The following is a 25,579-nucleotide window of genomic DNA, read 5'->3' as shown; positions in this document are numbered from 1 at the left end:
AGAAGAATTTTTTATTCTTAATTTATAAAAAGAATCTCCTAATTCTATCCCGTTTTAAAGATACTTACTAAGTCCTTTAAATCTTCTTTTATATTTTTATATTTTTTTGTTAATTTTTTAATTTCTTGTTTTAGCAGTTTCTAAAATCCTAACTTCATATTTCATTTAAGGCTTAATTTTTTTGTTTTTTAATTAATTTACTAAATAGGTATTGTTTATTTTTATTTCAATAGTTTTCATCACTCAGCCTTTAAATTATCTGTAATTTCAATTATTTCATTATTGTCATTTACAATTATAACAGACGGTTTAAATTTTTTTGCTTCTTCAAGCTCCATAGACGCATAAGCAATAATAATAATTTTATCCCCTACATGCACTTTTCTTGCCGCCGCACCGTTTAAACACACTTCGCCGCTGCCTTTTTTTCCTTTAATTACATAAGTGGAAAATCTCTCCCCGTTATTGATATTTACAATATCCACTTTTTGACCTACAAGCATTTTTGCTTTTTCAATCAGTTCTTCATCAATAGTAATGGAGCCCACATAATTTAAATTGGCATCTGTTACGGTTGCCCTGTGAATTTTGCTGTAAAGCATTTTTATATTCATTTAATCTCCTTAAACCCAGAATTCCACTCAATTAAATATTCTTTTTTTGGTATTTGCATTTATATATCTTTATATTATTATATCACATTCGCATTATATATTAAAACATTAATATAATATTAATTTAGTGCAAATATTTTAATATTTCTTTTTTGTCACTAAAAGGGATTTTTTTATTGCAAAATTCCATATATTTTTCATCTCCTTTTCCTAAAATCAGAACTGCATCAAAATTTTTTGAAATTTCAACAGCCCTTTTTATAGCCTCTTTTCTATTTACGATTATTTCAAAAGGCGTTTTTTTAATTCCTTTTTTTATATCTTCTATTATATTAACAGGATTTTCACACCTTGGATTATCGTTTGTAAGAATTATATATTCAGCCAGTTCGTCTGCAACTGCCCCCATCTTTGCTCTTTTTTCCCTGTCCCTGTTTCCTCCTGCACCGAAAACCACTAATTTTTTACCTTTAACAGAACTTATTACTTTTTGCATTCCGTCGGGAGTATGGGCAAAATCTACAATTATCAGAGGATTAATAGATACTATTTCCATTCTGCCGGGAACACCTCTAAAAAGTGAATAGTGAGTAGTGAGTAGTGAATAGTTAGTTAATAATTCAGCTGTTTTAATTGCAAGAGAAAAATTCATTTTGTTAAATTCTCCAGCCATTGGAATATTTTCAATTATAGGTTTTTCTAAAACATACAAATTTTTGCAATTTACATTAAAATCATATCCGCCTACTTCTACTTTACACTTTTCACTTTTAACTTTTAACTTGCCATTAATTATTTTGACAGCTTCGTCCTGAAAAAAACTTTCTTTAACTTTTTTATATTCCTGCATTGATTTATGATAGTCTAAATGGTCCTGAGAAAACGAAGTTAATATTTTTGCCGAGTATTCTATTCCTTCAATTCTGTTTTGTGCAATTGCGTGTGAGCTTACTTCCATAATAAAAAAATCTGGTTTATATCTGTAAGCCCTTTTTATTGTAGTAAATATTGAAGGGGTTGTAAGCGTTTTTTCTTCAACTTTTTTTCCGTTTACAAAAAGCCCATCTGTGCCTTGAACAGCCACATTGTATCCTAAATTTTTCAGCAGATACCCAAGTACAAAAGCGGTGGTTGTTTTTCCGTTGGTACCGGTTATTCCTATAAATTTTGTTTTAATGTTTTTTAATAAATCTTCCGGGGTTAAAAAAGAGTTTATATGTTTTGAATATTTGGCGTTTTGAAAAGTTTTTAAAAAAAATTTATTTTTATTTAATTCTTCTGTATTATCTGTAATTAAATTTTTATTTATTAATTTTTCATAATTCATTGTTTTAAAAGTGTATTAAATCCTTCTATTAAATCCAAATCATCTATATTAAATATCAAATCTTCAAAATAATTAATAGCGTTTTCCCTGAATCCGTACTTTAATAAAAGTTCAAAAAATTCAAGCACTTCTTCTTTTTTTTCAAAAATTACTTTTGTTGAAAGAATTATATTTTCCAAATCCTCTTTTGTTTTAATAATTTCTTTTACATCTTTAAACAAAATACCGTTCATTGCTTCAGGATTTATATCATTTTCCAAAAACAGGGAATTTATTATTTTCATAACTTTTTTATAATCTTTTTTCTCAATCGCCTCTTTTAAAATAGCTTTTATTTCAGAATGAATATTTGAGTAACTCATCTAATTTATCCTCATATCCGTGCGGCACATTCATTACTGCCAAATCCGGATAAATCTTTTCTTTAAGGGCTTTTTCAATACCGTATTTAAGCGTGGCCCCGGCACTTGCACATCCTACACATCCGCCCTGAAGCTGAACAAATACAACAGGTTTTTGAACATCTATCAATGTAACATCGCCCCCGTCCATCTGAAGCATAGGACGAAGCTCTTCAATTACACCGGCTACAGCCTCTTTAAGCTCTTCATTGGAAAATGGAATTTCAGCCATATTTATCCTTTTTTGCTAAATATAACAAATTAAATTAATTAAATCAATAGGGGAAAAGAAAAAGAGGGTTAATCCTGAATAAATTCAATTGTACATAATTCAGCCGCATCGCCGATTCTGAATCTTGTTTTAATAATTCTGGTATATCCACCGTTTCTTTCTTTAAATTTAGGAGCAATAATATCAATTAATTTTTGAGTCGCCGCTTTTGCTCTTTTGTTGCTTCCAAGTTTTGAATATATGAATCTGTGCGTATTAAAATCAGCATTTTTTGCACGAGTTACTAATCTTTCAATATATCTTCTAAGCTCTTTCGCCTTAGGAACGGTTGTTTCAATTTTTTCATGCTCAATCAAATCGCATGCCAAGTTTCTAAGAAGTGCGGCTCTGTGCTCGCTGTCTCTTCCCAGTTTTCTGTATCCGTGTCTGTGTCTCATTAATTCTCCTTAAGTTTTGATAATTTTTCTTCAATAACTTTTTTAATTTCAAGCGGCAGTGTTTTATTGATAGAAAATCCTATTTCATCTAATTTATCAAATATTTCTTCAAGTGATTTTGCCCCTAAATTTTTAATATTGGCTATTTTTTCTTTACCCATTAAAACAAGTTCACCAACATATTTGATTCCGGCCCTATCAAGCGCATTAAAACTTCTACTTCTGAGATTTAAGCCCTCTATCGGTTCGAATAATATATCGTAAGTATCATCCAAAATTACATTTTTGGCTGTTTTTGTTTCAATGTTAAATTCTTTTGTAAATATACTGAATTGTTTCAAATACGCATCTATTGCATTTTTAAACGCCTCTATAGGAGAAATTTGTCCGTCTGTTTCAATTTCGAAAATAACTTTTTCAAAATTAGGGTCGTCTTCAACCAATATGTTTTCTATATTATAAACAACTTTTTTAATCGGGCTGAAATATGCATCAAGTCCTATAAATCCTTCAGGAAGAGAATCTCTGAAATTTTCAACGGCTACAAATCCCATCCCTTTTTTTATAATTAATGTAAGTTTAAGCTCGCCTTCTTCATTAAGCGTGGCTATATAATTCTCAGGTGTAACAATTTCTATTTTATCATTTTCCAAGTCGGCCCCTTTAATTTCTTTGGGACCTACAAAATGATAATCTACTACTGCCTCGTCACCTTCTTTTAATTTAAATCTGATGTTTTTAATATTAATAATAAAGCTTGCAACATCTTCAAGCATACCTTTTAGTGAATCAAACTCGTGTTTTACCCCTTCTATTTTCATAGCAACGGGAGCAAAACCGGGAGTGGAAGCAATAAGAACCCTTCTTATGGGATGGGCTACGCTTACCCCAAACCCAGCTTCAAAAGGATAAATTTCAATATTTGCTTTATTTTCTTCTTCTTTATATGAAACTTCACTTGGGACAATAACTTCTGTTTTAATTTTATTCATTTTTTAACCCCTATTATTTAGAGTACAACTCAACTACTAATCTTTCTTCTACTGGAATGTTTACTTCACTTCTATCAGGAATTCTTTGGAATACGCCTACTTTTTTATCCATATCTACATCAACCCAAGGGGCTATTCCAGTTTGTTTAGATAATTCTAAAGCTCTTTGAATTTGAGTATTATTTTTAGTTTTTTCTTTAATTTCTATTCTGTCACCTTCTTTTACCAAATATGAAGGAATATTGACTTTTTTACCGTTAACCAAAATATGTCCGTGCGTTACAAGCTGTCTTGCAAATCTTCTAGTAGATGCAAATCCCATTCTGTAAACAACATTGTCAAGTCTTCTCTCAAGTAATTTAATTAAGTTTTCCCCTGTTGAGCCCTCTTGTCTGTTTGCTTCTTGGAAAAATTTTCTAAATTGTTTTTCAAGTACACCGTAATAATATTTAATTTTTTGTTTTTCTCTAAGCTGTAATCCGTATTCTGAAATTTTTGTTCTTCTTTGTCCATGTTGACCCGGTGCGTATGGTCTTTTATCAAGTGCAGATTTACCAGCTAATCTTCTTTCACCTTTAAGCTCTAAACTTACTCCAAGTCTTCTTTCGATTCTTTCAACCGGTCCTGTATATCTTGCCATCGTTACACCCTTCTTCTTTTTCTTGGTCTACAACCGTTATGTGGCAGAGGAGTAATGTCTTTCATCCAAAGTACTTTAATTCCTTCAATTGCACCGACAGTTTTAACTGCTGTCTCTCTACCGCCACCTGGTCCTTGTACTTTAATTCCTACTTCTTTAATTCCATATTCTTTTGCTTTAGCCATAGCATCTTCAACTGCCTGCTGTGCAGCAAACGGAGTGGATTTTTTACTTCCTTTAAATCCCAAATGCCCTGAAGAGCTCCAGCATAAAGCATTACCCATTTCATCAGTAACAGTAATCATTGTATTATTGAATGTAGCTGAAATATAAACTATTCCACGTCCTACTTGTTTTTTAATTTTTTTCTTTTTAACTACTTTTCTTTTTGCCATCATTCACCCTTTATTTTGCTTTTGCACCAACAGTTTTTTTCTTACCTTTTCTGGTTCTTGCATTAGTTTTTGTTCTTTGTCCTCTTACAGGAAGGCCACGTCTGTGTCTTAAACCTCTATAACACCCTAAATCCATAAGTTCTTTGATATTAAGCTGAACTATTTTTCTAAGTTCACCTTCAACTATGTAATTATTTTGAATTTCTTTGTTTAATGTTGAAACTTCTTCTTCGCTTAGTTCATAAACTCTTTTGTTTGGATCAATCCCAGTGTCTTTTAGAATTTTTCTACTAAGAGTTAATCCAATTCCGTAAATATACGGAAGCGCATATTCTACTTTTTTGTTTTTTGGTAAGTCCACACCTGCAATTCTTGCCATATTTTATCCTTGTCTTTGTTTATGTCTTGGATTTTCACAAATTACCCTGACAACGCCTTTTCTTTTAACGATTTTGCATTTCGGGCAAATTTTTTTAACTGAAGCTCTTACTTTCATAATATCCCCTTATTTTAAGTTCCTGATGTGTAAAGTGAAAAAGAAATTCACTCTTCATTTTTAACTTTTCACTTATTTTTATCTCCCCTTAGGTCAATAGACCAGCCCTTGCAACTGTTTTTTAACAGATGCAAAGCCTCTATTTTGTTCAGGGGGATGGAATTATACCATAAATAATTTTAGTGGGTGGTGAGCGGTTGGTGGTGAGTGGTGAGAAAAAAAGAAAAATTTTGTATGATATTTCCTTAAAAGAAGGAATTAATGAAAAATAAACGCAAGTAATCCTATTAATGCAAGAGTTACAGTTCCGACATTTATTTTATCAAATTCTCTTTTTAACAAAGCCAAAATTAAATAAATGACAAAACCCGCACTGATACCTATAGTAATAGAATAAGTAAGAGGCATTAAAACAGCTGTAATAAAACTTGTAACAGCTACGGTTCCGTCTGAAAAATCGATATTTTTAAGCTCACTAAACATTAAAACCCCAACCATTACCAAAATAGGATAAATGGCATTGTCAGGTATCGCTTTATATAAAGGAAGAAAAAACAGTGTTGTGATAAACAAAAGCCCAGTAACCACAGCGGTAAGCCCAGTTCTTCCCCCTTCTTCAACTCCGGCGGCACTTTCAATAAACGATGTTGTGGTAGAAGTACCAAGACTGGCTCCTATTACGGTAGCGGCAGCATCTGCTTCAAGGGTTTTTTGAAGTTCACGGCTGCCTTTTTTAAATAAACCGGCCCTCATACCAATTCCGGCAAGTGTACCGATGGTATCAAACATATCTGTAATTAAAAATGTCATAATAACAGGTAAAAGTGCCAGTGTAAGCACACTTTTTATATCAAAATGAAATGCTATATCTCCTATTCCAGAAGGCATAGACACAATCCCTTTTGGAAGCTCACCTAAACCCAGTATCCAAGCTACTATTGAAGTGATTATAATAGCTATTATAAAAGCCCCTTTTATTCTGTATGCAAAAAGTACAGCAGCCACTATAAATCCGAAAACACCGAGTAAAACTTTAGGATCGTGAAAATTTCCAAGACTTACAAGTGTAGCTGGATTATCCACAATAACACCCATTCCCTTAAGCCCTATAAACGCTATAAACATTCCGATACCTGCACTTATAGCTCTTCTTACATCAATAGGCACCGATTCCAAAACCCAAACCCTGAATTTTGTAAATGAAAGAGCTAAAAATATAAGTCCGGAAATCATTACAATACCAAGGGCGCTCTGCCATGGAATATGCATTCCTTTAACCAAACCAAAAGTAAAATATGCATTAAGCCCCATTCCTACACTCATAGCTACAGGAGTATTAGACCAGATACCGTTTAATATGGTGGAAATCATAGTTACGATTGCAGTTGCCGTAATAAGCTCATCAAACGGCATTCCCGTCAGACTCATAATGGAAGCGTTTACAGGCACTATATACATCATAGCTAAAAATGTAGTTAATCCTGCTCTCACCTCTGTAGAAACATTTGTGTTTTTTTCTGAAAGTTTAAATATTTTTTCCAACATTTTTGCCCTTTTTGGGGCAAATTATATCATAATTATTAAAATAGAATTAACTTTTTAAAAGGTAGGACTGATTAAAAATTTAATAATTTATACAAATAAACAATTATAAGTGTCTGTCACTTATAAATTAATAATTAAATAAGGGAAAACCCCTTATTTAATTTCTATTTTTTTACCTTCGGCTTTAGGTTTTCTTGGAATAAACACTTTTAACACCCCATCTTCAAATTTTGCTTCAATTTTTTCAGCGTCTGCATCTGAAGGCAATTTAAAGCTTCTTTCAAATCTTCCAAAAAAGCTTTCAATTCTTGTATAATTTTCTTTTTCTTCTTTTTTCTCAAGTTTTCTTTCACCTGAGATACTCAAAATTCCTTCATTTACGCTGATATTAATATCTTCTTTTTTAACGCCGGGCAAATCGACTTCGACATAATAGCCGTTTTCATCTGCCTTTTCATTTACAGCAGGTGTAAAAGCTTCCACTTTTTGAACAGGTTTGTTTGCTCCAAGAACTGCTCCCAATCTTCTTTCTATATCTTGTAATTCTTTAAACGGATCAAATACTGTTGGCCACATCATCCCCTCCTTTAAAAGAATTTTATTTATTTACAGTGAAATTATATCAAATTTTATATTCTTTGTCAAGAAAGTTTATACTAAAAGACTAATATTTGATTATTTTCATTATTAAGATTTTCTTTCTTTAACAATTTAAGCCTGTTATTTTTAAATTTATATATATATAAATCTTTCCCGTCATTTACATTTAAAACAAACACCGGTATTATTTTATCTCCCTTAATTAATAATTTTCCCTTTTTAATACTAATAGTCAAATCGTTTTTATCGCATAATAAATCAAAAACTACCTCTTTTTTATTAAATGTCCCTTTGACAAAAATTTTTTCAAATTCATCGTATTTTATATTGAGTTTTTTTAAAATATCCTCTTTTAATCCGGCATTTTGAATTAAAAAATTAAAACTGCCTTTATCGGACACAACAATTCTACCGGTTATTTTTCCATAATCAAAAATATCGGGTAAATTTATATAATTGAAAAACATATCTGAGGGCATATCAAAAACTATATTTGTAATATTTTGGTCATAAAATCCGCTGAAATTATTTCCTTTAAATTTTATTATTCCATACTCCGGATTATTCTCCGCTTTTAAGCTTACCTCGCCTTTAAACGGATACATCAAAGGAAAAAGTTTTAAATCAAGTTTATCCAGATCAACAATATATTTAATGTTGTTTTTATTATCTACTGTGGCTTTAAAATTTCCTTCTAAAATTTTACTCTTTATTTTACCGTTTATATTTATATTGTTAAACGAATTGAAAAAAACATTTATATTTGAATTAAATGGAATTTTTTGATAAAAACCTTTTATTAAAGCGTAAATATTGTAATTATAATTATTCGAAGAGAGATTAATTTTCACTTTGCCATTAAGATTTTTCGGAATTTTGACAGACAGTTTATTTAAAACATACCCTAAATCTATATCACCGGTTTTAAAATTTATATCTTTTGTGCTTTTATTCAGTTTTATTTTCAAAAAACCTATATTATTATCAAAATAAACCGTACTGTTTATAAGGTATCCTGTAATTTTTTTTACAACGTTTCCGCTTATTGTTGCATTTTCTTTTATTTTTTTATTTGCCAAATCTATATATTTTAGCCTGCCATCTATAATCGCATCAAAAGGGAATATTTCCCCGTATAATTTATAAATATTATCGTTTTGATTTAATAAAACGGAAAAAGTATTATAATTAATTATAAGTTTTTCTATTTTTATATTGTTAAAATAATGATTAATTTCTTTTTGAAGATAAAATTTAATTATATTTTTTCCTATAGCCGTATTAAATATTATCCAGACTATAAACTTCAATAATGTAAAAATACTTAAAATTATTATTATTAATTTTTTATATTTTATCGTTCTACCTTTATAGGTGTTTCAAAATATACACTGTTTGACGGAAATGCAAATGATGAATATTTTTCAACGGTTTTTTTAATTTCCAGATTTATTTCCTCTTTTATTTCCAGATATTTTTCCCAGTCCGCAGTTTTGGTAAAAAAATAGCAAAATATATTAAGGGAACTGTCTGCGTATTCATCAAAATATATTAAAAGGGGCTCTTTATGAATTAAAGAATGATTTTTTAAATAACTTCTTATTTCATTTAACAGTTTGTTTAAATTTTCCACACTTGTAGAATATGTAAGGCCTATTTTCATCATAACCCTTCTTCTGTCACGCCTTGAAAAATTTTCTACATTTGAAACTGCAATTACCGAATTCGGAACAACTATCAGTCTTTTGTCAAAAGCCCTTATTTTTGTTGTTCTCATTCCTATATCTTCCACAATTCCCTCGGCATTTCCTATTTTCACCCATTCTCCGACTTTAAAAATATTGTCGGTCAGTATTGCAATCCCGCCGAAAAGATTTGCAGCCGTATCTTTTGCCGCCAAGGCAAACGCCAAACCGCCAAGACCGAGTGAAGCGATAAATCCTGTAACATTAATTCCAAATTCCTGAAGCATTGCCACAATACCGATAATAACAACAAAAGCTTTAGTGATTTTTATAAGAAAAGAAGCCAATTCCCTCGAAGCTTTTCCGTATTTTCCAAGCAGATGATATACCCAGTCTTCGAATTCACATACAAAATTATACATTACCCAAAAAATATCAAAAATTAAAAGTCCTCTTATTGCATGGTTTAAAAATTCGCCTTTAAGATTCAGAAAATAAAAAAACCCCCAAATACCGGCTATAACAAATAAAAATCTCAATGGATTTTTAAATGCGGCAAAAAATTTGTCGTCTATATCGGTTTTGGTTTTTGAAGAGAGTTTTTGGAAAAACGAAAGAACAAAAAGTGTAAAAATTTTTCTGAAAACCAAAAATATAAATAAAACAATAAAAGCCAGAATTATTTTATATAAAGGCGTATTTAAAAAAGTAGTGTTTAAAATTTCAATTATTCCCCTCATCCTTTCCCCCAAATATTTTTTCATCTTTCATAATTATAACAATTTTTTTAAAAATTGGCACAGCTGTGGCTGATGCAAAATAATACGGGAAAGGTGCTTTTACATGGAAGAATGTAACACCTATGGTATATTTTTTACCGTTTGCATCGGCAAATCCGAAAAAAGAGGAATTATAAACTTTCTGATAAGCCCCGTTTTGGGTTATATGGGCGGTTCCTGTTTTCCCTGCGGTAAATATATTATCCATTAAAGCAGCCTTTGCCGTCCCTTTTAAAACAACTTTTCTTAGAATATTTAGCATTTCATTCGCCGTTAAGGTCTTAATAACCTTTTTTTTATCCGTAGGAACATCGGCAATTTTAGGAGTTACCATAACACCGTTATTGTTAAATACATTATAGGCTTTTAAAAGTTCCATAAAATTGACAACTATTCCGTATCCGTAAGCTGAAGTTGATTTGTAAACAGGATAATTATAAAGTTTTAAAGGTTGAAGTCTACCTTTTAATTCGTAAGGTAAATCGATTCTGCTTATTTTATCAAGTCCAAATTTTCTGTAACCGTAAAACTGCTCTTTTGCAGAGAGCTTAAGCGCCAGCTGGGACATGACAATATTACTTGAATACACAATTGCGTTTTCGGCACTCAGCCATTTAAACGGCTTATCATCTATAATAGGAGTTTTTCTCCAATCGGGTTTCCATTTGCCGTTGTATGCATTCAATACTTCATAAGGATTTACTTTATTATGTTCAAGTAAAATGGCAAATGTTATCGGTTTCATAACTGAGCCGGGTTCAAAAAGCTCCCTTACGGCTGATATTTTCATATTGGGAATATCTTTTTTTGTTATATGGTTTGGGTTAAACCTGTTTGAAGAAGCCAATGCTACAATTTTTCCGCTTTTACTTTCCATTACTGCGGCTATTACCTCATCCGCTTTATATTTTTCTTTTGCCTCATCCAAAATATTTTCTATTCTTTTTTGTAAAACAATGTTTATGTTAAGCTTTAATGTTTTTCCGTTTTTAGGATATTTGACAACGGCATTTTTATCGTAGATAATATTTCCCCCGACATCCCTGTATCCCGTTATAATTCCGTTTTCCCCAGGACTTAAAACATTATTATAATATTCTTCTATCCCGTTGTTTCCTTTTTGTGTTTCTTTTGAATAACTTCCGAGATACGGCTCAAACGTATCATTATACGGATATACCCTTTTAAAAAGAGGTGAAAGGACTATATTTCCGTCTATATTTTTAGGAGCCACGCTTTCAATGTCATATCCTCTTCTTATACCATTAACACTTATGAAAACACGGTATTTATCGAGAATACGTCTCAAATAAATTAACTGCTGTTTTGTTTTTTTGTCTATAACGGCCAGCAGAATTCTTTTATGAGTTTTTAATTTCTTTGAAATTTCTTTTTTCTTTATACCTGTATAAATACTGAATAAATCCACAAACAGTTTTTTTTTAAAAAACGATATATAATCAGGGTCTATATAAACAGCATAGATTCTCTCACTCTTGGCCAAGGTGAAATTACCAGCGACAATATTCCCTCTGAGCGCACTTTCGATTTTTTTAATATAAGGATTGAAATATGATTTCGGTCTATAAATCGAAAAAAACAAAAAAGCGCCGAATATAACTGAAAAAAGAATAAAAAAAAGAATATAAACTAAAGGTATTTTAATATTTTTCATTAAATTTGAGTTTTAAGTAGCTCTTTATAGGCACTTATAGCCTTGTTTCTGACTTCAAGCATCATTTTCATTTTAAGTTCCGCTTTTTGAATAGTTATACTTGCTTTTGCCAAATCTTTAACATCTCCGGTTGCTATATCGGTTTCGGCTTTTTTGGCGCTTTGTAGTAAATTATTTGTCTCATTTAACTCTTTTTTTAAAATTTCTTCAAAATTATCATCATTTGATTTGTTTTTATTTTGTATATTTCCGATATTTATATTTGAATCTATTTTATTAATAAAAGCCATTCTTTATTCCTTAGCTTTGTAATATGTTTATGGCACTGTTCGCCATTGTTTTTGCACTCTGAAATGCCGCCACGTTAGCCTGATACGCCCTTGTTGCTTCCAATAAATCGGCCATTTCAATTACAGGATTAATATTTGGATACGCTACATAACCTTTGGCATTTGCATCAGGGTTTGTCGGGTCATATTTTAAAATCGGTTTTGAATCATCCCTTACCACTTTATCCACCATTACAGTTTCAATAGGGGGTTTCGCCTTTGCACCGTCTTCCCCCTCTTCATCCAAAGGATTTTCATATCCTGCAAAAGAAGCATTGTTTTCAAGTTCTTTGTTAAGCGTTTTTTCAAAAGGCACAGCTTTAAAAACAACCTCTTTTCTTCTGTACGGCCCGCCTTCATCGGTTCTTGTGGTATTTGCGTTTGCAATATTTTCTGAAATGATATTTATTCTGAATCTCTGGGCTGAAAGTCCGTATCCGGATATATCAAAACTGTTTAAAAAACCCATTTTTTTCCTTTTATTTAAAACTTGTCACTTGGCTACTCACTACTCACAACTCACTACTCACAACTCACTACTCACTATCTATATATTCTTGCTTGAATCAATTACCAGCTTAAACAAATCTATTCTTTTTTTTACTGCAGCCACTTCGGCGTTATACATAAGGGCATTTTTTGCCATTTCCGTAGTTTCTACATCTATATCAACGCTGTTTCCGTCATTTCTTGCCAAATGACCATCTCTGAAAAACACAACAGGCTCATTTTTATCTTCTACATTTTTAGGCTCCAAATGCATAGCATTAGTTTTTGCAAGCTCTAATTTTTTATTATTTTTGTGTTCTATTTCATTTCTTAGGGTATCTTCAAATCTTATATCTCTCGGTCTGTAATAAGGAGTATCGGCGTTTGCAATATTGCTTGCAATTAAATCTTGCCTGATTTTTCTGTATTCAAGTGATTTTTCCAAAAAATTAATTGTTTTAAACAAACCAAAACTCCTTTTTTATTCTCAAGCAATTTTTATTCCCTTTACCTACAACCTCTCAGCTTTCACTTTTCACTTTCCATTTTTCACTTTAAACTTGGCAACTTGTCTAGTCACAACTCACAACTCACCACTCACTATTTTATATGCTAAAATTCTATATCAATTATACACTATAAAGGTTAATTTTGCAAAAAGTCGATGCGTTAATTTTTATTATAGTTGCCATATTTTTACTGATAGGTTCCCTTTTTTCGTATTCTCTGCCTGTTTTTTTAGAAACTTCAAAAAATCTGGGGGAATATCATTTTGTAAGCAGATATCTTTTTTTTGGTTTTTTAGGTTTTGCAATCATGACGATTCTTTCATTTCTGAATCCTGATATATGGTTTAACAGGCTTGGATGGCTGATTTTTATAATTTCTTCCATTTTGGTAATATTAATGCCTTTTTTACCCGAAAGTATTGCCCCTGTAATTAATGGCGCAAGAAGATGGATAAAAATAGGGGCGTTTAAATTTTCCCCCGTTGAATTCTTCAAAATCGGAGTAATATTTTTTTTATCATGGTCTTTTACAAGAAAAGTAAAAAACATCAATTCCCTAAAAGAAGAGGTAAAACTTATTTTACCCTATCTTATAATACTGGGAGGTTTTTGGTATCTGATACTTGCTTTTCAATCAGATTTGGGACAGGTTATGGTAATGGCTTTAGTTTTTGCTTTTATGTTATTAATTGCAGGTGGCAGATTTCAAACATTCACTTTAATTATTTCAGGCGGTATTTTTGTATTTATTTTAGCCGTTTTTTCATCTAAATACCGCCTTTTAAGGTTTAAAGCATGGTTGGCCCTTATGTCATCAAATTTTTTCCCACATCCGATAGTTGACACTTCCCCAGCAAGTTACGGACAGGTCCAGGAAGCTTTGAATGCAATTCACAACGGTGGAATTTTGGGAAAAGGCATAGGAAACGGTGTATTCAAACTCGGATTTTTAAGCGATGTTCATACCGATTTTGTATTGGCCGGTATTGCGGAAGAAACAGGTATAATAGGAATCAGCTTAATTATAATTTTATTCAGCGCCTTAATTTACAGAATATTCAGAATTGCAAACAGGAGCGAAAAAAAAGAATATCAGCTTTTTGCCTTTGGAATAGGGACTTTAATTTCACTTCAGTTTATTTTAAACGGACTTGGAGTAACTTCACTTATCCCAATTAAAGGTTTAACAGTCCCATTTTTAAGCTATGGAGGAAGTTCACTTCTTGCTTTTTTAACAGCAATTGGAATGGTTTTGATGGTTAGTAAAAGAGCTAAGTTATAATAAATGGTGAAAATTGTGAGTAGTGAAAATGGTGAAATTGGAGAATAAATGGAAAATTTAAATATTGCAATTACTGGCGGAGGGACAGGGGGACACCTAAAAATAGCAAAAATTATAAAAGAAGAATTAAAAAAAAGAGAATTAAATCCAATTTATATAGGTTCATCTTTTGGAGCAGAAATAGATTGGTTTTTTAAAGATGAAGGATTTAAAAAAGATATTTTTTGTCATCGTATGGAGTTGTTAATAAAAAGGATTAAATAAAATAGTTTCACTTACAAACATAATAAAACTTTCAATTAAAGCTAAAAAAATTTTAAAAGAAAATAATATAAAAGCAGTTTTTAGCGTAGGGGGATATTCTGCAGCCCCAGCAGCTTTTGCCGCTATAACAAGCAATATTCCCCTTTTTATCCATGAACAAAACGCCCATATCGGCTCATTAACAAACTTTTAAAACCTTTTAGCAAACGCTTTTTTTCAACATTTTTAAACAATAACCCTTATCCTGTTGAAGATATTTTTTTTGAAAAAAATAGAATTAGGAAAGAGCTAAAAACTGTTATTTTTTTAGGAGGAAGCCAGGGGGCGATTGCAATAAACAATTTAGCTATATCTATTGCTCCTATTTTAAAAGAAAAAAATATACAAATTATTCATCAAACAGGAAAAAGAGATTTTGAAAGGGTAAAAAATTTTTATGAAAAAAATAATATTAAAGCTGATATTTTTGATTTTTCAAAAAATTTAGTAGAAAAAATCGCAAAAGCTGATTTTGCAATCAGCAGAGCAGGAGCTTCAACTCTGTTTGAACTTGTTGCAAACCAGATCCCTACAGTTTTTATTCCCTACCCTTATGCAGCCGGTGACCACCAATATTATAATGCAAAATTTTTAGAAGACAAAAAAGCCGGATTTGTAATAAGGGAAAATGAAATAGATAAAAAAATTTTAGATATTTTATTTAATTCAAATTTAGAAGAAATTTCTAAAAATTTAAAAAATTTAAATCAAAAAAACGGAGCTGAATTTATTGTTGATGAAATTCTTAAAACTCTTCATCAATCATAGCGCAAATCATATGCCCTACCATTATATGCATTTCTTGAATTCTTGGAGTATCATTACTAGGAATTATAATATTTACATCTCCTAAATCTTTCATCTCCCCGCCGTCTTTTCCTGTAAGAGTTATAACTTTACCCCCTATTTTTTTTGCACTTTTTATTGCATTTATCACATTTTTTGAATTTCCGCTTGTTGAAATAGCTATTAGTGTATCTTCTTCATTTGCTAAAGCTTCAACCTGTCTTGAAAAAACAAATTCATATCCGTAATCATTTCCTATTGCACTTAATGCTGAAGTATCAGTTGTTAGTGCAATTCCAGCAAGAGCCTTTCTTTCTTTTTTAAATCTTCCGCTAAGCTCTGCTGCAATATGCTGAGAATCAGCGGCACTTCCTCCATTTCCGCAAAGAAGTATTTTACCTCCGTTTTTTAAAGAAACCAAACAAAGCTCAGCCGCACTTACAACAAGAGGCAGTAATTTTCCCATTTTTTTAGCTGTTTCTATATGCTTCATTTAAACATTTATTTAACATTTTTTTCCTTTTTTTTACTTTTCATCATGGCCGCTTTTCAAGCAGCCAGATGAGCGTAATTCGCTTTGCTCATTTTCGCTTATTTTCCATTATCCATTTTCCATTGTCAATTGGTATAACTTGGCAACTTAGCTACTCACAACTCACTACTCACCATTTTTCACTTTTTTTATTATCTTTGTAGTACTTTTCCCTTCAACAAAATCAATTAACTTAACTTCTTTTGCAATATTACTTCCTACAACCTCTTTTCCTTTATAATCAGCACCTTTTACTAAAATATCAGGTTTTACTTTTTTTATAAGCTCATAAGGAGTATCTTCATCAAAAATTACCACATAATCCACAACTTCAAGAGAAGCTAATAAATAGGCTCTATCATATTCATCATTTACCTGTCTCTTAGGGCCTTTTAGTCTTCTTACTGATTCATTTGAATTAACACCGACTATCAATTTATCACCAAGAGCCTTAGCTTTTTGAAGATATTTAACATGTCCAATATGCAATATATCAAAACATCCGTTTGTAAAAACTATTTTTTTATTTTCACTTCTTAAATCATTTGCTATTTTTTCAATTGTATTAAAATCTACAATTTTATAATCTACATTATTATCTATTCTTTTTTCTGTCTCTTTTATCTCTTCACTTCCAAGCTTTCCAACAACCACAGCTGCTGCTGCATTTGCAAAATGCATAGCTTTTATTAAATCATTGCTTTTACTTAAATAATATCCCAAACTAGCTAAAACTGTATCTCCGGCTCCCGTTACATCATAAACTTCTTTTGCAAGAGTTGGTACTTCTACAAATTTATCAGCAAAAAGCGCCATCCCATCTTCACTAAGAGTTACTAAAAGATAATCTAAATTTAGTTCTTTTTTAACTTTCCATCCAGCTTTTATTAAATCATCTTTATTTTTTATTTTCATACCAGCAGCAGTTTCAAGCTCTTTTTTATTAGGTTTAATCATCCATGCGTTTATATATTTTGAAAAATCTTTTTTGGGGTCAATTATAAGCTTTTTATTAAATCTATTTGCAAGTTTGATTATTTTTTGTGTGAGACTCTTGGTCAAAACTCCTTTTTCATAATCGCTTAAAAGAATTATTTCAATATTTTCAATATTGTTATTTAAAAATTCAATTATTTTTTCTTCATATTCCTCACTGATTGGTTCAATACTTTCTTTATCATACCTGATTACCTGCTGATGGGACGCTATTACCCTGCTTTTTATAATAGTCTCACGGGATTTATCTATAAAAATTCCGTTTGTATCAACATTTTTTTCCTCTAATAGTTTTAACATTCTTTTTGAATTTTTTCCAATAACACTTGAAACAATTACCTCAGCACCTAGGATTATTAAATTATTTACAACATTTCCAGCCCCACCAAGTCTATCTTCTTCTTTTTCAACTTCCACTACCGGCACAGGCGCTTCTGGTGAAATTCTATTGCTTTTTCCCCATAAATAATGGTCTATCATAAAATCACCAATTACAGCTATCATTTTACTTCTTCTTCATAAATTCTAATAATTTCAGGAAGATATGCTTTTATCCCTTCTTCTAGGCTGAATCTTGGATTATAATCTAGATATTTTTTAGTATCCTCAATATCAGCTTCGGTAAAAAATTGATATTGTTTTTTATATGGATTTGGAATATATGTATCTTCTCTTTCTATATTAAGCTCTTTTTTTAATATATCCACGATATCCTGAAAACTTCTTGCCTTTCCAGTCCCTACATTATAAACTCCGTTTTTTTCAGCCTCACAAGATTTTATATTTGCCTGAATTACATCTTCTACATATATAAAATCCCTTTTTATTTTATCACTTCCCTCAAACAGTTTTGCACTCTCACCTTTAAGCAGTTGAAGTCCAAACTGCAAAATCATTGAAGCTGTTTTATTCTTAAAATATTCCCTCGGTCCGTATACATTAAAATATCTAAGCCCCACTAATCTTAATTTATCATAATACTCTTTTGCTAAATTATCCATCATTAATTTACTAAACCCATAAACATTATTTGGATTTTCATGCCCTACTTTAAAAACTTTTGAATTTCCATAAGTCGCCGCAGAGCTTGCATAAATCATAGAAGCATCTTTTTTAACTGCAAGGTCCAATAAATCCTTAAAAGCATTTACATTTGTATCTATCATTATTTTCTGATCTAAAACAGTCGTATCAGAAATTGCGGCTTCATGGAAAATATAATCAATATCATAAACTTCAAGTCTTTTTAAATCCTCTTTTTTTGTAATATCCCCGCTTATTACAATTCCTTTAAATCCAAGCAAGTTTTTAAAATGACCAAATGATTTTAAATTTCCATTTGAAAAAGTCTCTTCCGTTCTAAATTTATCAAAAACTATTACTTTTACTTGAGGATAATTTTCCTGAAAATAAAAAGCTAAATTGCTTCCTATAAATCCAGCGCCTCCTGTAATTAAAATAGTTTTATTGTTAAAATCAATATCAACATACTTCATGAAAAATCCTTTTTGATTTTTTCAATTATATCAAATAACGAATCTTTAACTAAATAAGTTTTTCCAACTCCTGCATTTTTCCCGGCTTTAATATCACTTATTTTATCGCCTATCATTATGGAATCTTTTAAAGAAATATTATATTTTTTAGCTAAATTAAGTATCATCCCCGGTTTTGGTTTTCTGCATTCACACCCTTCATCTGGATGATGAGGGCAAAAAGCAACCTCTTTTATTTCAATACCTCTTTTTTTAAGTTCATTTAGCATATATTGAGTTAATTTTTGAAAATCCTCTTCCCTGTAATATCTTTTAAAAGTTCAAAAATTCCCTCTTTAAATTCAAAATCTTCTATTTTATGAACATAATTTTTATCTATATTTATAACCCCGTCCCTGTCTAAAAATGCCGCTTTTATTTGTTTACTTTTATTTTTCACTTTTCATCTTTCTCTTTTCAAGCAGACAGATGATTTTAATCTATTTTGCTAATTTTCGCTCATTTTCCATTAATTTTTAACTCTTCACTTTTCATTTTTAATTAGCAACTCTTTTGCCGCTTCAATCACCTCATCGGCTTTTATACTTTTCATACATTCATGCGTTTTAATAGGGCACTCCCTTTTTTTACAAGGAGCACACTCTAAATTTTTGGTAACTATTTTATAATTTTTGCTCCATGGAGATGTTTCTTTATAATCTGTTGGCCCAAAAATAGCTACAATTGGCACATTATAAACCGCCGCTATATGCATTGGGCCAGAATCGTTTGTAATAAAAAGCTTAAGCCCTCCAATGTACTCACAAAGCTCTTTTATACTAAGCCTTCCGCAAAGATTTAAAAAATCGGGATGGTTTAAATTTTTTTCTATATCTTTTGCTATTTCTTCTTCCCCCGGACCTCCAAAAATTATCAGTTTATAATCTTTAAAATAATTTCCAACTTCAGCAAATTTCTCTGGATACCATCTTTTTGCACTCCCGTATGTGGCTCCAGGATTAATACCAATTGTTGGCTTCACAAATTCAAAGGGCTTAAAATCAAGTTTTGGAGGATAAATTTTATTTTCTTTTATAATTTTATTTACATATTTTGAATACTTTTCAACCATATGACCAGAATATTTATTGTCAAATGTAAAACCCCTCCTTGCTTTAAGTTTAATAACTTTTGAATACAAACTTCCCCTAAAACTTATAAATAAATCAACTTTTGGTAATTTAAAAAATTGCTTAAATCTATGCCTTCTATCATCAACAATAACTTCATCAAATTTTTCTTTAAATAGCTCAGTTGATACAAAACTACCAAAAAGAATAGATTTTTCAGGTTTAAAATATTCAAGAAGCTTCTCTATTGCTCCACTTGCCATTACTGCATCGCCAAGCCATGTTGGAGATTCAATTAAGAGTTTCATTTATAACCTTAAGTGTTTTTTTTACATTTTCTTCTATACTAAATTTTTTTGAAATTTCTTTCATTTGCTGTTTTTTTTCATTTAATATTTTATCATTTTCTAAAAGCATATTTATTTTATCAATTACACTTAAATCATTCGAATTTTCCATTACATTAAATTCAGGCAAAATTTCACTAACCCCGTTTTGTTTTGTAGTAAATACAACACATTCAAAATTCATTGCCTCTAATATTACATTACTAAAAGGCTCATATTTCGTAGGAAAAAGAAAAATATCAGCCATTGAATAAAATTTATCCACATCACTTCTAGCACCTGTAAAAATTACCTTTTTTTCAACGTCTAATTGTTTTGTATAATTTTTATAAAAATCTATTTTTTTCTCTTTTCCAATAACAATAAATTTAAAATCTCTTTTTACTTTTGCAATAATTTCAAGCGCTTCTTTCACACCTTTTCTTTCAAACCCGCTCCCAACATAAAGAATAATTTTTTCATTTTTTAAATTAAACTCTTTTTTAACATCACTAAAATCAACTTTTTCTTTTAAAGGAATACCGTTATAAATTACTTCAATTTTATTTTTATCAATTCCATAATATTTAATTATTTGATTTTTTACCATATTAGAATTTGCAATAATCTTTTTAGCATTTTTAAACATTCTTTTTTCTATAAAAAGATAAATAAAATGAAGTGGATTAATTGATTTTTTAGTTTCTAAAAAAGCCTTATGCACCCCATCTCCAGCCCTATAAATATCAGGACATGTAACTCTTTCCAGTGAGAAATAAAACTTATTTTTTTTATTTAAGCAAACCTGCAGGTTATACCACAGAGCCTTTAAAAAGCTAGGCATTAATTTAGGACAATTACAATAAATTATTTCATAATCAATATTTTGTTTTTTAAGCTCATTACTAAGTCTTTCTAAATACCTCTCAGCCCCGCCAAAGAGGTTTTTTTTAAGACGAAGGAGGGTTAGTTTTTTCATCGCCCTGTTTTCCCAAGTAAACTGTTTTCCTGTTTCATAAGCATTTTTATAAAATTTTTCCAATTTTCTTTTGGCAAAGATAATATATTTTATCACCTGCTTTAACTGGCCAAAACAATATTAGAAGTCATTAAATATTCATAAAGTTTGATAGGTGTAGAAAATTTATTATAATGAGAACTAATATCAGAGTTTTTTAAAACCTAAAAATTCAATATTGTTAGCAGCTTTATTTAGCAATTCTTTTTTTCTATTTCCATCTCCTATCATTTTAAGTACAATAAAAATTTATTTAATTAAAATCTTTCTTTTTATATTCAAAAAATGTAATTTTGAAACATTTAAAATAGTTTTAAATTTCTTATCTTCATAAGCAATTTTCTCTATTTCTCCTTTTTTTTAAAATAATCATATTTTTTTATTTCTTTTTTTTTTAAATTAAAAATTTTATTACTTCTTATAATAAATTTTGTTCATAAAAATCTAAAACATTATTCTCACTTTTTTCATAAATTAAAGTAGTATCAACAATTTTAGATAATTCACAAGCTGTATTAACAACAGAAATAGCCCTTGCTTTTTTAGATGGCAATTTTTCAGGATATACGATATAAAAGAAATCATAAAATAAAAAATCAAATCAAAGTAAATAAATTTAAATTTTTAAATAGTTTGCTAAAAAAGCAATTAATCCCAAAATACCTTCTTTATAAAAAATTTGAAGTAAAAAAGGTTCATCAGACCAATAATGAAAGTTATTTCCTTATTATATAAGAATTTTTATAAATTAAAAATAATTCAAATAATCCAAATAAAAAAATTATACTTAATAAAAGTTTAAAGATTATATATTTTATTAAAAACAAAGAAATAAACACAAAAGGAATCAATATATCAAAATATGCACATATTGTAGCAATAAACAATATATTTTTTAATAGTTCTTTTGTTTCTACACTTAATGAAACTAACATAAACAAAAATATATTTAAAAACTCAACTCTCCATGATGGCAAAGAATTAGAAAAAGAAAAAATAATAGAAATAATAATTGAAATTAAAATAAAACTAAAAAGAATAAAAAGAGTTTTTTCATCTTGGTAATACTCAATATAAATTTTTTTTATTTTATCAAAATTTAAAAACAAATCTATCATAAGAAAATAAAACAGCCCCTGATAAACCAATATTAAAAAAAATATTTTTATATATTCTAATTTATAGCTTTTAAAATTCTTTTTTTTAATTCTTCTTTTTGTTTATTTCAAATAAAAATCCGTTTTCTCCATTTTTTACTATTTCTTTCATACCCCCATTATTGCTTGCAATTACAGGTACTCCAATAAATATATCAGCTATATTGATAAATTTATAAAGCTCTTTATTTTCAATAAATAAAACTTTATTTTCTTCATCTAATTCTTTAAATTTTCTAACCTATTAAAACATATATAAAATTTTCTGGTAATTCAGGCAATATTTCAACTATATGTAAAACTTCTAATTCCAACACTTAATCAAATTTTTTTAATTTATTCTATATCAACACCATTATATAAAACTTTCACTTTTCTTTTGTATCTGTTTTCAATATTTTTTTTTATTTGATTTATATGAATTAAAAAAATATACCCTTTCCCACCATTTCCTAAATCTGTTTCCTAAATCAATAATTTTATCTCTTGGAATAAAATCAAACATTTTCAAAGGAATTTCAACATATTTTATATTTTTTATTGTTTTAGCTATTACAAAATTTCATTTTCTGCTCTTTAAATAATTATTTAATTCCTCATATTTTTCAAAAACCTCATTTACATCAATTAATTGCATTGCAGAATTGTCTCTTTGTTTTTTAGGCAATTTTTGGACAAAACTGCCATTTTTTTGAATAACTTTATGAAGTTCTAAATCCTGATAAGGTCCTATAGTTTTTGAATCTGTAGCTGAAAAAAGTGAAACCGTAGGAGTTTTAAGTGCAATCGCCAAATGCATTGTGCCTGTATCCATATTTACAATATTTTTATTGCCAACATTTTGTATTATTTTATCTCCCAATTTTTTTTCGTTTTGAGTGCCTAATATTACAATTTTTTCATTATTTTTTAATAATTTTTCAGCCAATTTACTAAATCTTTCAATCGGCCACATCTTATAAACATCAGCAGCCCCTACTTGAAAACCAATATAATTCTTAAATTGTAAATATTCTTTATTTAAAACATTTCCTATTTTCATCTCTTTTTCAATTATTTTTCCACCTATTTTTTTGATTAAATCTAATCATCTTCTATAGCATGTTGGTTTTTTTTTATAAATATTTTTTTAAATAATATATATTCACTGCCACTTAAAACAGCTATTAAAACTGCAATAATTTTATTATTTGGAAAAGATTTTTTAAGTGATTTTATAGCAGGAGTTGATAGTAATGTATCTCCTAATGCGGTATTTGATATAACTACAAAATTATCATTATCATTAATTTTTAAATATTCTATAGATTTTGCAGGAGATAAAAACAGATTAATTATTTTTTCAAACAAACTCAAATATTTTCATCCTGAGTTACCAAATCTTTATATCCCCAAGGATACCATTTATTCATATTTGTTTTGCCACTAATTGCAATTGTTTTAACTCCAAGAGCAGGTCCTATATGCATAGCCCCGCCATCAAGACTAACAAATAATTTTACATTGCTGATTAACCCGGCTAAATCTAAAAGACTTTCAGTTTTTATCCATTTAGCTTTACTGTTTTCTTCAAGCCATTTTGCATTTTCAAAATCACTTGGTTCTGCTGTAATTATAATATTTTCATCTAATTTATCAATAACAAATATAATTTTTTTAATCTTCATATTTTTTCTTAAAATTCTCAGGCATATAAAAAAACATTTTTTCATCACCTTGTTTAATTCTCAAAGGTTCTAAACCAGCCGAACTTGAATATCCGCTTCTAAAAACAACTGCCGCGTCATATTTTTCAAAAAAAATTTCACTCATAATTTTTATCTTACCGCCTAATGCTTTAATTTTATCAGATAAATTTTTTTTATGCTTTGGTTTTATGTAAACATAAATTGAGCATCAGGATATTTTTTTCTTAAAGCTTCAATAGCAGGAGTTGTGCAAATTAAATCTCCAATATTATCATTTCTAACAAGCAAAATTTTCATTCAGGTTTTACCTTTGAATATAAATATCCAAAAATTGGATTAGAAAAAATTTTTATCTGTTTTTTTAGCGCATAAATGTTTTGAATCAACACCAAGCCTATTTTTTAAAATTTCTTTTGATTTTTCAAACTCTTCTTCCATCCCTATGCGAATGAGTATGTGAGTGAAAATCTAAAACATCACTCATTTTTTCTATTTCATTCCAATTTAAAATAACTGATGAAGGATTAATCTGGACTTCTTTTTTAGCCTCATTATGTTTTAGAGGTTTAAATTCTGATTTTTTTTCACTTGCTTTTTCAATCCATTCAGTTACTAAAAATATGCTTTTAAATTGTATTTTTTTAAAACAGGATATGCAAAATAGTAATTATCCCTCCATCCTAATAAAAACCGCTATTTTAAAATTATTTTCTGCTAAAAACTTCATCTGTTTTTCAAAATTTTCTATGCTACTTGCAATAAAACTATCTTTTTCTAAAATATGATGATACATTAAAACCGGCACACTATTCATTTATAATTCTTTTATACAAATTTTCGGTATCTTTAACCATTTTTTGAGTTGAAAAATTATTTTCTATCCATTCTATTGCATTTTTTGAAAATTCATATCTTAAGTTTTTATTCTCTATTAACTTGATTAACTTTTCTCCTAATTCATTTACATTTTCTTTTTCAAACAAAAACCCTGTCTTACCTTCACTCACACACTCTGGAATTCCACCAACCCTGCTTGCCACAACAGGCACACCGCAAGACTGAGCTTCTAAAAGAGCGGTCCCAAGAGCTTCAAGATTTGAAGGCAATACAAAAATATCAAAATTAGGTAAAATTTTATCTATATCTTCTCTATGACCAAGCATCAAAACTTTATTTTCTATCTTTTATAAAATTTTTAATATTCATCTCCTGCGGACCATTCCCAACTATTACAATTTTTATATTTTCTAAAGGTTTTATAGCCTCTAATAAATCTATATGTCTTTTTGCCCTATAATTACAGTATCATTATTAATATTATATTCACCTCTTAATAACCGCTAAAAGGTTTAAACTTATCTGTATCAATACCTGTATAAATAACCTCTAATTTCTCTTTTTTAACCCCTACACTTTCTAAATATTCTTTTACTTGTCTGCTAAGGAGTTAAAAGATGTCTTGTGCGAATTACCTTTACACCGCATAATTATAAATCTTATTTAATTTAAAAATCAAAAAATTCCCCTCTTATTTCTTCTTGTCTTTTAAATAAAACGCTATCTTTCTCCACTCCCCAAAAAACTTCAAATCAAAATCAAGTCCGCTTATTAAACATTCGCTTATCTTGCTTCCATTACATCCATCCTGCCCACAATCTACCTGAATAACTCTATGTTTTCCCATTTTTTGAAATCCGTTTTTTTTATTATATCCACTCTCCATTAAATTATTATCCCAAGG

32 protein-coding genes and 2 pseudogenes are annotated in these 25,579 nt (G+C 29.4%); 2 read left to right on the top strand and 32 right to left on the bottom strand.

Annotated elements, in window-relative coordinates:
* Positions 1 to 239 precede the first annotated feature (239 nt).
* The 18 genes from panD to flgB form a co-directional block, all read right to left on the bottom strand.
* Complete coding sequence (panD, locus tag DZ64_RS0104675) at positions 240 to 614, bottom strand: aspartate 1-decarboxylase (protein WP_024789634.1); 375 nt, start codon at positions 612 to 614, stop codon at positions 240 to 242.
* Between the two features lie 124 nt (positions 615 to 738).
* Positions 739 to 1,941: a UDP-N-acetylmuramoyl-L-alanyl-D-glutamate--2,6-diaminopimelate ligase gene (locus DZ64_RS0104670; RefSeq protein ID WP_024789633.1), complete on the bottom strand. Its 1,203-nt coding sequence runs from the start codon at positions 1,939 to 1,941 to the stop codon at positions 739 to 741.
* Positions 1,938 to 2,303 (bottom strand): hypothetical protein, encoded by a 366-nt coding sequence (locus DZ64_RS10670; RefSeq protein WP_024789632.1) that lies wholly within the window; start codon positions 2,301 to 2,303, stop codon positions 1,938 to 1,940. The genes DZ64_RS0104670 and DZ64_RS10670 overlap by 4 nt, the downstream gene beginning before the upstream one ends.
* Entirely contained in the window at positions 2,278 to 2,574 is a 297-nt protein-coding gene (locus DZ64_RS0104660; protein WP_035003127.1) for a NifU family protein, read from the bottom strand. Before DZ64_RS0104660 ends, DZ64_RS10670 begins: the two co-directional genes overlap by 26 nt.
* 68 nt (positions 2,575 to 2,642) lie before the next feature.
* Positions 2,643 to 3,011, bottom strand: a complete 369-nt coding sequence (rplQ, locus tag DZ64_RS0104655) for a 50S ribosomal protein L17 (RefSeq protein WP_024789630.1) — start codon at positions 3,009 to 3,011, stop codon at positions 2,643 to 2,645.
* Positions 3,011 to 4,003 (bottom strand): DNA-directed RNA polymerase subunit alpha, encoded by a 993-nt coding sequence (locus DZ64_RS0104650; protein ID WP_024789629.1) that lies wholly within the window; start codon positions 4,001 to 4,003, stop codon positions 3,011 to 3,013. The genes rplQ and DZ64_RS0104650 overlap by 1 nt, the downstream gene beginning before the upstream one ends.
* 13 nt (positions 4,004 to 4,016) lie before the next feature.
* The gene (rpsD, locus tag DZ64_RS0104645; RefSeq protein WP_024789628.1) at positions 4,017 to 4,643 is read right to left on the bottom strand and encodes a 30S ribosomal protein S4; all 627 of its coding nucleotides are present in this window, start codon (positions 4,641 to 4,643) and stop codon (positions 4,017 to 4,019) included.
* A 2-nt stretch (positions 4,644 to 4,645) separates the two neighbouring features.
* A complete protein-coding gene (gene rpsK / locus DZ64_RS0104640) occupies positions 4,646 to 5,038 on the bottom strand; it encodes a 30S ribosomal protein S11 (RefSeq protein WP_024789627.1) in 393 nt (130 codons plus the stop codon).
* 10 nt (positions 5,039 to 5,048) lie between these two features.
* Positions 5,049 to 5,417, bottom strand: a complete 369-nt coding sequence (rpsM, locus tag DZ64_RS0104635; RefSeq protein ID WP_024789626.1) for a 30S ribosomal protein S13 — start codon at positions 5,415 to 5,417, stop codon at positions 5,049 to 5,051.
* 3 nt (positions 5,418 to 5,420) lie between these two features.
* Positions 5,421 to 5,534, bottom strand: coding sequence for a 50S ribosomal protein L36 (rpmJ, locus tag DZ64_RS0104630; RefSeq protein ID WP_024787455.1), 114 nt, complete (start codon positions 5,532 to 5,534; stop codon positions 5,421 to 5,423).
* Between the two features lie 258 nt (positions 5,535 to 5,792).
* Complete coding sequence (locus tag DZ64_RS0104620; RefSeq protein ID WP_024789625.1) at positions 5,793 to 7,079, bottom strand: NCS2 family permease; 1,287 nt, start codon at positions 7,077 to 7,079, stop codon at positions 5,793 to 5,795.
* 153 nt (positions 7,080 to 7,232) lie between these two features.
* On the bottom strand, positions 7,233 to 7,655 hold the full coding sequence (locus DZ64_RS0104615; protein ID WP_024789624.1) for an Hsp20/alpha crystallin family protein: 423 nt from the start codon (positions 7,653 to 7,655) through the stop codon (positions 7,233 to 7,235).
* A gap of 80 nt (positions 7,656 to 7,735) precedes the next feature.
* Positions 7,736 to 8,989 carry a hypothetical protein gene (locus DZ64_RS0104610; RefSeq protein ID WP_024789623.1) on the bottom strand — a complete coding sequence of 418 codons (1,254 nt, stop codon included), beginning with the start codon at positions 8,987 to 8,989 and terminating at the stop codon, positions 7,736 to 7,738.
* 44 nt (positions 8,990 to 9,033) lie between these two features.
* Entirely contained in the window at positions 9,034 to 10,104 is a 1,071-nt protein-coding gene (locus DZ64_RS0104605; protein WP_236618650.1) for a mechanosensitive ion channel family protein, read from the bottom strand.
* Complete coding sequence (locus DZ64_RS0104600) at positions 10,088 to 11,818, bottom strand: penicillin-binding protein 2 (protein WP_024789621.1); 1,731 nt, start codon at positions 11,816 to 11,818, stop codon at positions 10,088 to 10,090. Before DZ64_RS0104600 ends, DZ64_RS0104605 begins: the two co-directional genes overlap by 17 nt.
* The gene (fliE, locus tag DZ64_RS0104595; RefSeq protein ID WP_024789620.1) at positions 11,818 to 12,108 is read right to left on the bottom strand and encodes a flagellar hook-basal body complex protein FliE; all 291 of its coding nucleotides are present in this window, start codon (positions 12,106 to 12,108) and stop codon (positions 11,818 to 11,820) included. Before fliE ends, DZ64_RS0104600 begins: the two co-directional genes overlap by 1 nt.
* 10 nt (positions 12,109 to 12,118) lie before the next feature.
* The gene (gene flgC / locus DZ64_RS0104590) at positions 12,119 to 12,616 is read right to left on the bottom strand and encodes a flagellar basal body rod protein FlgC (RefSeq protein WP_024787448.1); all 498 of its coding nucleotides are present in this window, start codon (positions 12,614 to 12,616) and stop codon (positions 12,119 to 12,121) included.
* 78 nt (positions 12,617 to 12,694) lie between these two features.
* Entirely contained in the window at positions 12,695 to 13,102 is a 408-nt protein-coding gene (gene flgB, locus DZ64_RS0104585; protein WP_024789619.1) for a flagellar basal body rod protein FlgB, read from the bottom strand.
* Between the two features lie 185 nt (positions 13,103 to 13,287).
* Here flgB and DZ64_RS0104580 point away from each other — a divergent pair, with 185 nt between their 5' ends.
* Together DZ64_RS0104580 and murG are read left to right on the top strand one after the other, a co-directional pair.
* Positions 13,288 to 14,427 carry an FtsW/RodA/SpoVE family cell cycle protein gene (locus DZ64_RS0104580; RefSeq protein WP_024789618.1) on the top strand — a complete coding sequence of 380 codons (1,140 nt, stop codon included), beginning with the start codon at positions 13,288 to 13,290 and terminating at the stop codon, positions 14,425 to 14,427.
* A gap of 48 nt (positions 14,428 to 14,475) precedes the next feature.
* Positions 14,476 to 15,498: pseudogene (gene murG, locus DZ64_RS14020) on the top strand (undecaprenyldiphospho-muramoylpentapeptide beta-N-acetylglucosaminyltransferase).
* Here murG and gmhA read toward each other — a convergent pair.
* The 14 genes and pseudogenes from gmhA to DZ64_RS12665 form a co-directional block, all read right to left on the bottom strand.
* A complete protein-coding gene (gene gmhA / locus DZ64_RS0104565; protein ID WP_024789616.1) occupies positions 15,476 to 16,009 on the bottom strand; it encodes a D-sedoheptulose 7-phosphate isomerase in 534 nt (177 codons plus the stop codon). The pseudogene murG and the gene gmhA sit on opposite strands and share 23 nt — an antisense overlap.
* 165 nt (positions 16,010 to 16,174) lie before the next feature.
* A complete protein-coding gene (gene rfaE1, locus DZ64_RS0104560) occupies positions 16,175 to 17,548 on the bottom strand; it encodes a D-glycero-beta-D-manno-heptose-7-phosphate kinase (protein WP_024789615.1) in 1,374 nt (457 codons plus the stop codon).
* Positions 17,545 to 18,540, bottom strand: coding sequence for an ADP-glyceromanno-heptose 6-epimerase (gene rfaD / locus DZ64_RS0104555; protein ID WP_024789614.1), 996 nt, complete (start codon positions 18,538 to 18,540; stop codon positions 17,545 to 17,547). Before rfaD ends, rfaE1 begins: the two co-directional genes overlap by 4 nt.
* Positions 18,537 to 18,979: pseudogene (locus DZ64_RS14015) on the bottom strand (D-glycero-alpha-D-manno-heptose-1,7-bisphosphate 7-phosphatase). The gene rfaD and the pseudogene DZ64_RS14015 overlap by 4 nt, the downstream one beginning before the upstream one ends.
* Before the next feature lie 84 nt (positions 18,980 to 19,063).
* Positions 19,064 to 19,957: a lipopolysaccharide heptosyltransferase II gene (gene waaF, locus DZ64_RS0104545; protein WP_024789613.1), complete on the bottom strand. Its 894-nt coding sequence runs from the start codon at positions 19,955 to 19,957 to the stop codon at positions 19,064 to 19,066.
* A complete protein-coding gene (locus DZ64_RS0104540) occupies positions 19,941 to 21,017 on the bottom strand; it encodes a glycosyltransferase family 4 protein (protein ID WP_236618649.1) in 1,077 nt (358 codons plus the stop codon). The genes waaF and DZ64_RS0104540 overlap by 17 nt, the downstream gene beginning before the upstream one ends.
* A 1,179-nt stretch (positions 21,018 to 22,196) precedes the next feature.
* Positions 22,197 to 22,283: a hypothetical protein gene (locus DZ64_RS14010; RefSeq protein WP_369792107.1), complete on the bottom strand. Its 87-nt coding sequence runs from the start codon at positions 22,281 to 22,283 to the stop codon at positions 22,197 to 22,199.
* 429 nt (positions 22,284 to 22,712) lie between these two features.
* The gene (locus DZ64_RS0104515; RefSeq protein WP_024789609.1) at positions 22,713 to 23,192 is read right to left on the bottom strand and encodes a glycosyltransferase family 9 protein; all 480 of its coding nucleotides are present in this window, start codon (positions 23,190 to 23,192) and stop codon (positions 22,713 to 22,715) included.
* A gap of 41 nt (positions 23,193 to 23,233) precedes the next feature.
* Positions 23,234 to 23,500 carry a hypothetical protein gene (locus DZ64_RS0104510; protein ID WP_156922615.1) on the bottom strand — a complete coding sequence of 89 codons (267 nt, stop codon included), beginning with the start codon at positions 23,498 to 23,500 and terminating at the stop codon, positions 23,234 to 23,236.
* Positions 23,501 to 23,502: 2 nt separating this feature from the next.
* The gene (locus DZ64_RS12675) at positions 23,503 to 23,817 is read right to left on the bottom strand and encodes a glycosyltransferase family 9 protein (protein WP_024789607.1); all 315 of its coding nucleotides are present in this window, start codon (positions 23,815 to 23,817) and stop codon (positions 23,503 to 23,505) included.
* On the bottom strand, positions 23,807 to 23,962 hold the full coding sequence (locus tag DZ64_RS12670) for a hypothetical protein (RefSeq protein ID WP_201768466.1): 156 nt from the start codon (positions 23,960 to 23,962) through the stop codon (positions 23,807 to 23,809). The genes DZ64_RS12675 and DZ64_RS12670 overlap by 11 nt, the downstream gene beginning before the upstream one ends.
* 543 nt (positions 23,963 to 24,505) lie before the next feature.
* Positions 24,506 to 24,652: a hypothetical protein gene (locus DZ64_RS12525; RefSeq protein ID WP_173391329.1), complete on the bottom strand. Its 147-nt coding sequence runs from the start codon at positions 24,650 to 24,652 to the stop codon at positions 24,506 to 24,508.
* Entirely contained in the window at positions 24,645 to 25,019 is a 375-nt protein-coding gene (locus DZ64_RS11415) for a glycosyltransferase (protein WP_255327539.1), read from the bottom strand. The genes DZ64_RS12525 and DZ64_RS11415 overlap by 8 nt, the downstream gene beginning before the upstream one ends.
* Before the next feature lie 347 nt (positions 25,020 to 25,366).
* On the bottom strand, positions 25,367 to 25,561 hold the full coding sequence (locus tag DZ64_RS12665) for a hypothetical protein (RefSeq protein ID WP_024789605.1): 195 nt from the start codon (positions 25,559 to 25,561) through the stop codon (positions 25,367 to 25,369).
* Positions 25,562 to 25,579 lie beyond the last annotated feature (18 nt).

Origin of the sequence: Lebetimonas sp. JH292 (assembly GCF_000523275.1) — a bacterium.
Lineage (GTDB): Bacteria > Campylobacterota > Campylobacteria > Campylobacterales > Nautiliaceae > Lebetimonas.
The sequence above is the reverse complement of the archived record's forward strand: the minus strand, read 5'-3'. Positions and strand labels throughout refer to the sequence as shown.

Excerpts from the sequence above, each read along its gene's own strand:
- panD (WP_024789634.1), bottom strand. The coding sequence starts at position 614 with ATGAATATAAAAATGCTTTACAGCAAAATTCACAGGGCAACCGTAACA.
- DZ64_RS0104670 (WP_024789633.1), bottom strand. The coding sequence starts at position 1,941 with ATGAATTATGAAAAATTAATAAATAAAAATTTAATTACAGATAATACA.
- DZ64_RS10670 (WP_024789632.1), bottom strand. The coding sequence starts at position 2,303 with ATGAGTTACTCAAATATTCATTCTGAAATAAAAGCTATTTTAAAAGAG.
- DZ64_RS0104660 (WP_035003127.1), bottom strand. The coding sequence starts at position 2,574 with ATGGCTGAAATTCCATTTTCCAATGAAGAGCTTAAAGAGGCTGTAGCC.
- rplQ (WP_024789630.1), bottom strand. The coding sequence starts at position 3,011 with ATGAGACACAGACACGGATACAGAAAACTGGGAAGAGACAGCGAGCAC.
- DZ64_RS0104650 (WP_024789629.1), bottom strand. The coding sequence starts at position 4,003 with ATGAATAAAATTAAAACAGAAGTTATTGTCCCAAGTGAAGTTTCATAT.
- rpsD (WP_024789628.1), bottom strand. The coding sequence starts at position 4,643 with ATGGCAAGATATACAGGACCGGTTGAAAGAATCGAAAGAAGACTTGGA.
- rpsK (WP_024789627.1), bottom strand. The coding sequence starts at position 5,038 with ATGGCAAAAAGAAAAGTAGTTAAAAAGAAAAAAATTAAAAAACAAGTA.
- rpsM (WP_024789626.1), bottom strand. The coding sequence starts at position 5,417 with ATGGCAAGAATTGCAGGTGTGGACTTACCAAAAAACAAAAAAGTAGAA.
- rpmJ (WP_024787455.1), bottom strand. The coding sequence starts at position 5,534 with ATGAAAGTAAGAGCTTCAGTTAAAAAAATTTGCCCGAAATGCAAAATC.
- DZ64_RS0104620 (WP_024789625.1), bottom strand. The coding sequence starts at position 7,079 with ATGTTGGAAAAAATATTTAAACTTTCAGAAAAAAACACAAATGTTTCT.
- DZ64_RS0104615 (WP_024789624.1), bottom strand. The coding sequence starts at position 7,655 with ATGTGGCCAACAGTATTTGATCCGTTTAAAGAATTACAAGATATAGAA.
- DZ64_RS0104605 (WP_236618650.1), bottom strand. The coding sequence starts at position 10,104 with ATGAGGGGAATAATTGAAATTTTAAACACTACTTTTTTAAATACGCCT.
- DZ64_RS0104600 (WP_024789621.1), bottom strand. The coding sequence starts at position 11,818 with ATGAAAAATATTAAAATACCTTTAGTTTATATTCTTTTTTTTATTCTT.
- fliE (WP_024789620.1), bottom strand. The coding sequence starts at position 12,108 with ATGGCTTTTATTAATAAAATAGATTCAAATATAAATATCGGAAATATA.
- flgC (WP_024787448.1), bottom strand. The coding sequence starts at position 12,616 with ATGGGTTTTTTAAACAGTTTTGATATATCCGGATACGGACTTTCAGCC.
- gmhA (WP_024789616.1), bottom strand. The coding sequence starts at position 16,009 with ATGAAGCATATAGAAACAGCTAAAAAAATGGGAAAATTACTGCCTCTT.
- rfaE1 (WP_024789615.1), bottom strand. The coding sequence starts at position 17,548 with ATGATAGCTGTAATTGGTGATTTTATGATAGACCATTATTTATGGGGA.
- rfaD (WP_024789614.1), bottom strand. The coding sequence starts at position 18,540 with ATGAAGTATGTTGATATTGATTTTAACAATAAAACTATTTTAATTACA.
- waaF (WP_024789613.1), bottom strand. The coding sequence starts at position 19,957 with ATGAAACTCTTAATTGAATCTCCAACATGGCTTGGCGATGCAGTAATG.
- DZ64_RS0104515 (WP_024789609.1), bottom strand. The coding sequence starts at position 23,192 with ATGAAAATAGGAAATGTTTTAAATAAAGAATATTTACAATTTAAGAAT.
- DZ64_RS12675 (WP_024789607.1), bottom strand. The coding sequence starts at position 23,817 with ATGAAGATTAAAAAAATTATATTTGTTATTGATAAATTAGATGAAAAT.
- DZ64_RS12670 (WP_201768466.1), bottom strand. The coding sequence starts at position 23,962 with ATGAGTGAAATTTTTTTTGAAAAATATGACGCGGCAGTTGTTTTTAGA.
- DZ64_RS12525 (WP_173391329.1), bottom strand. The coding sequence starts at position 24,652 with ATGAATAGTGTGCCGGTTTTAATGTATCATCATATTTTAGAAAAAGAT.
- DZ64_RS12665 (WP_024789605.1), bottom strand. The coding sequence starts at position 25,561 with ATGGAGAGTGGATATAATAAAAAAAACGGATTTCAAAAAATGGGAAAA.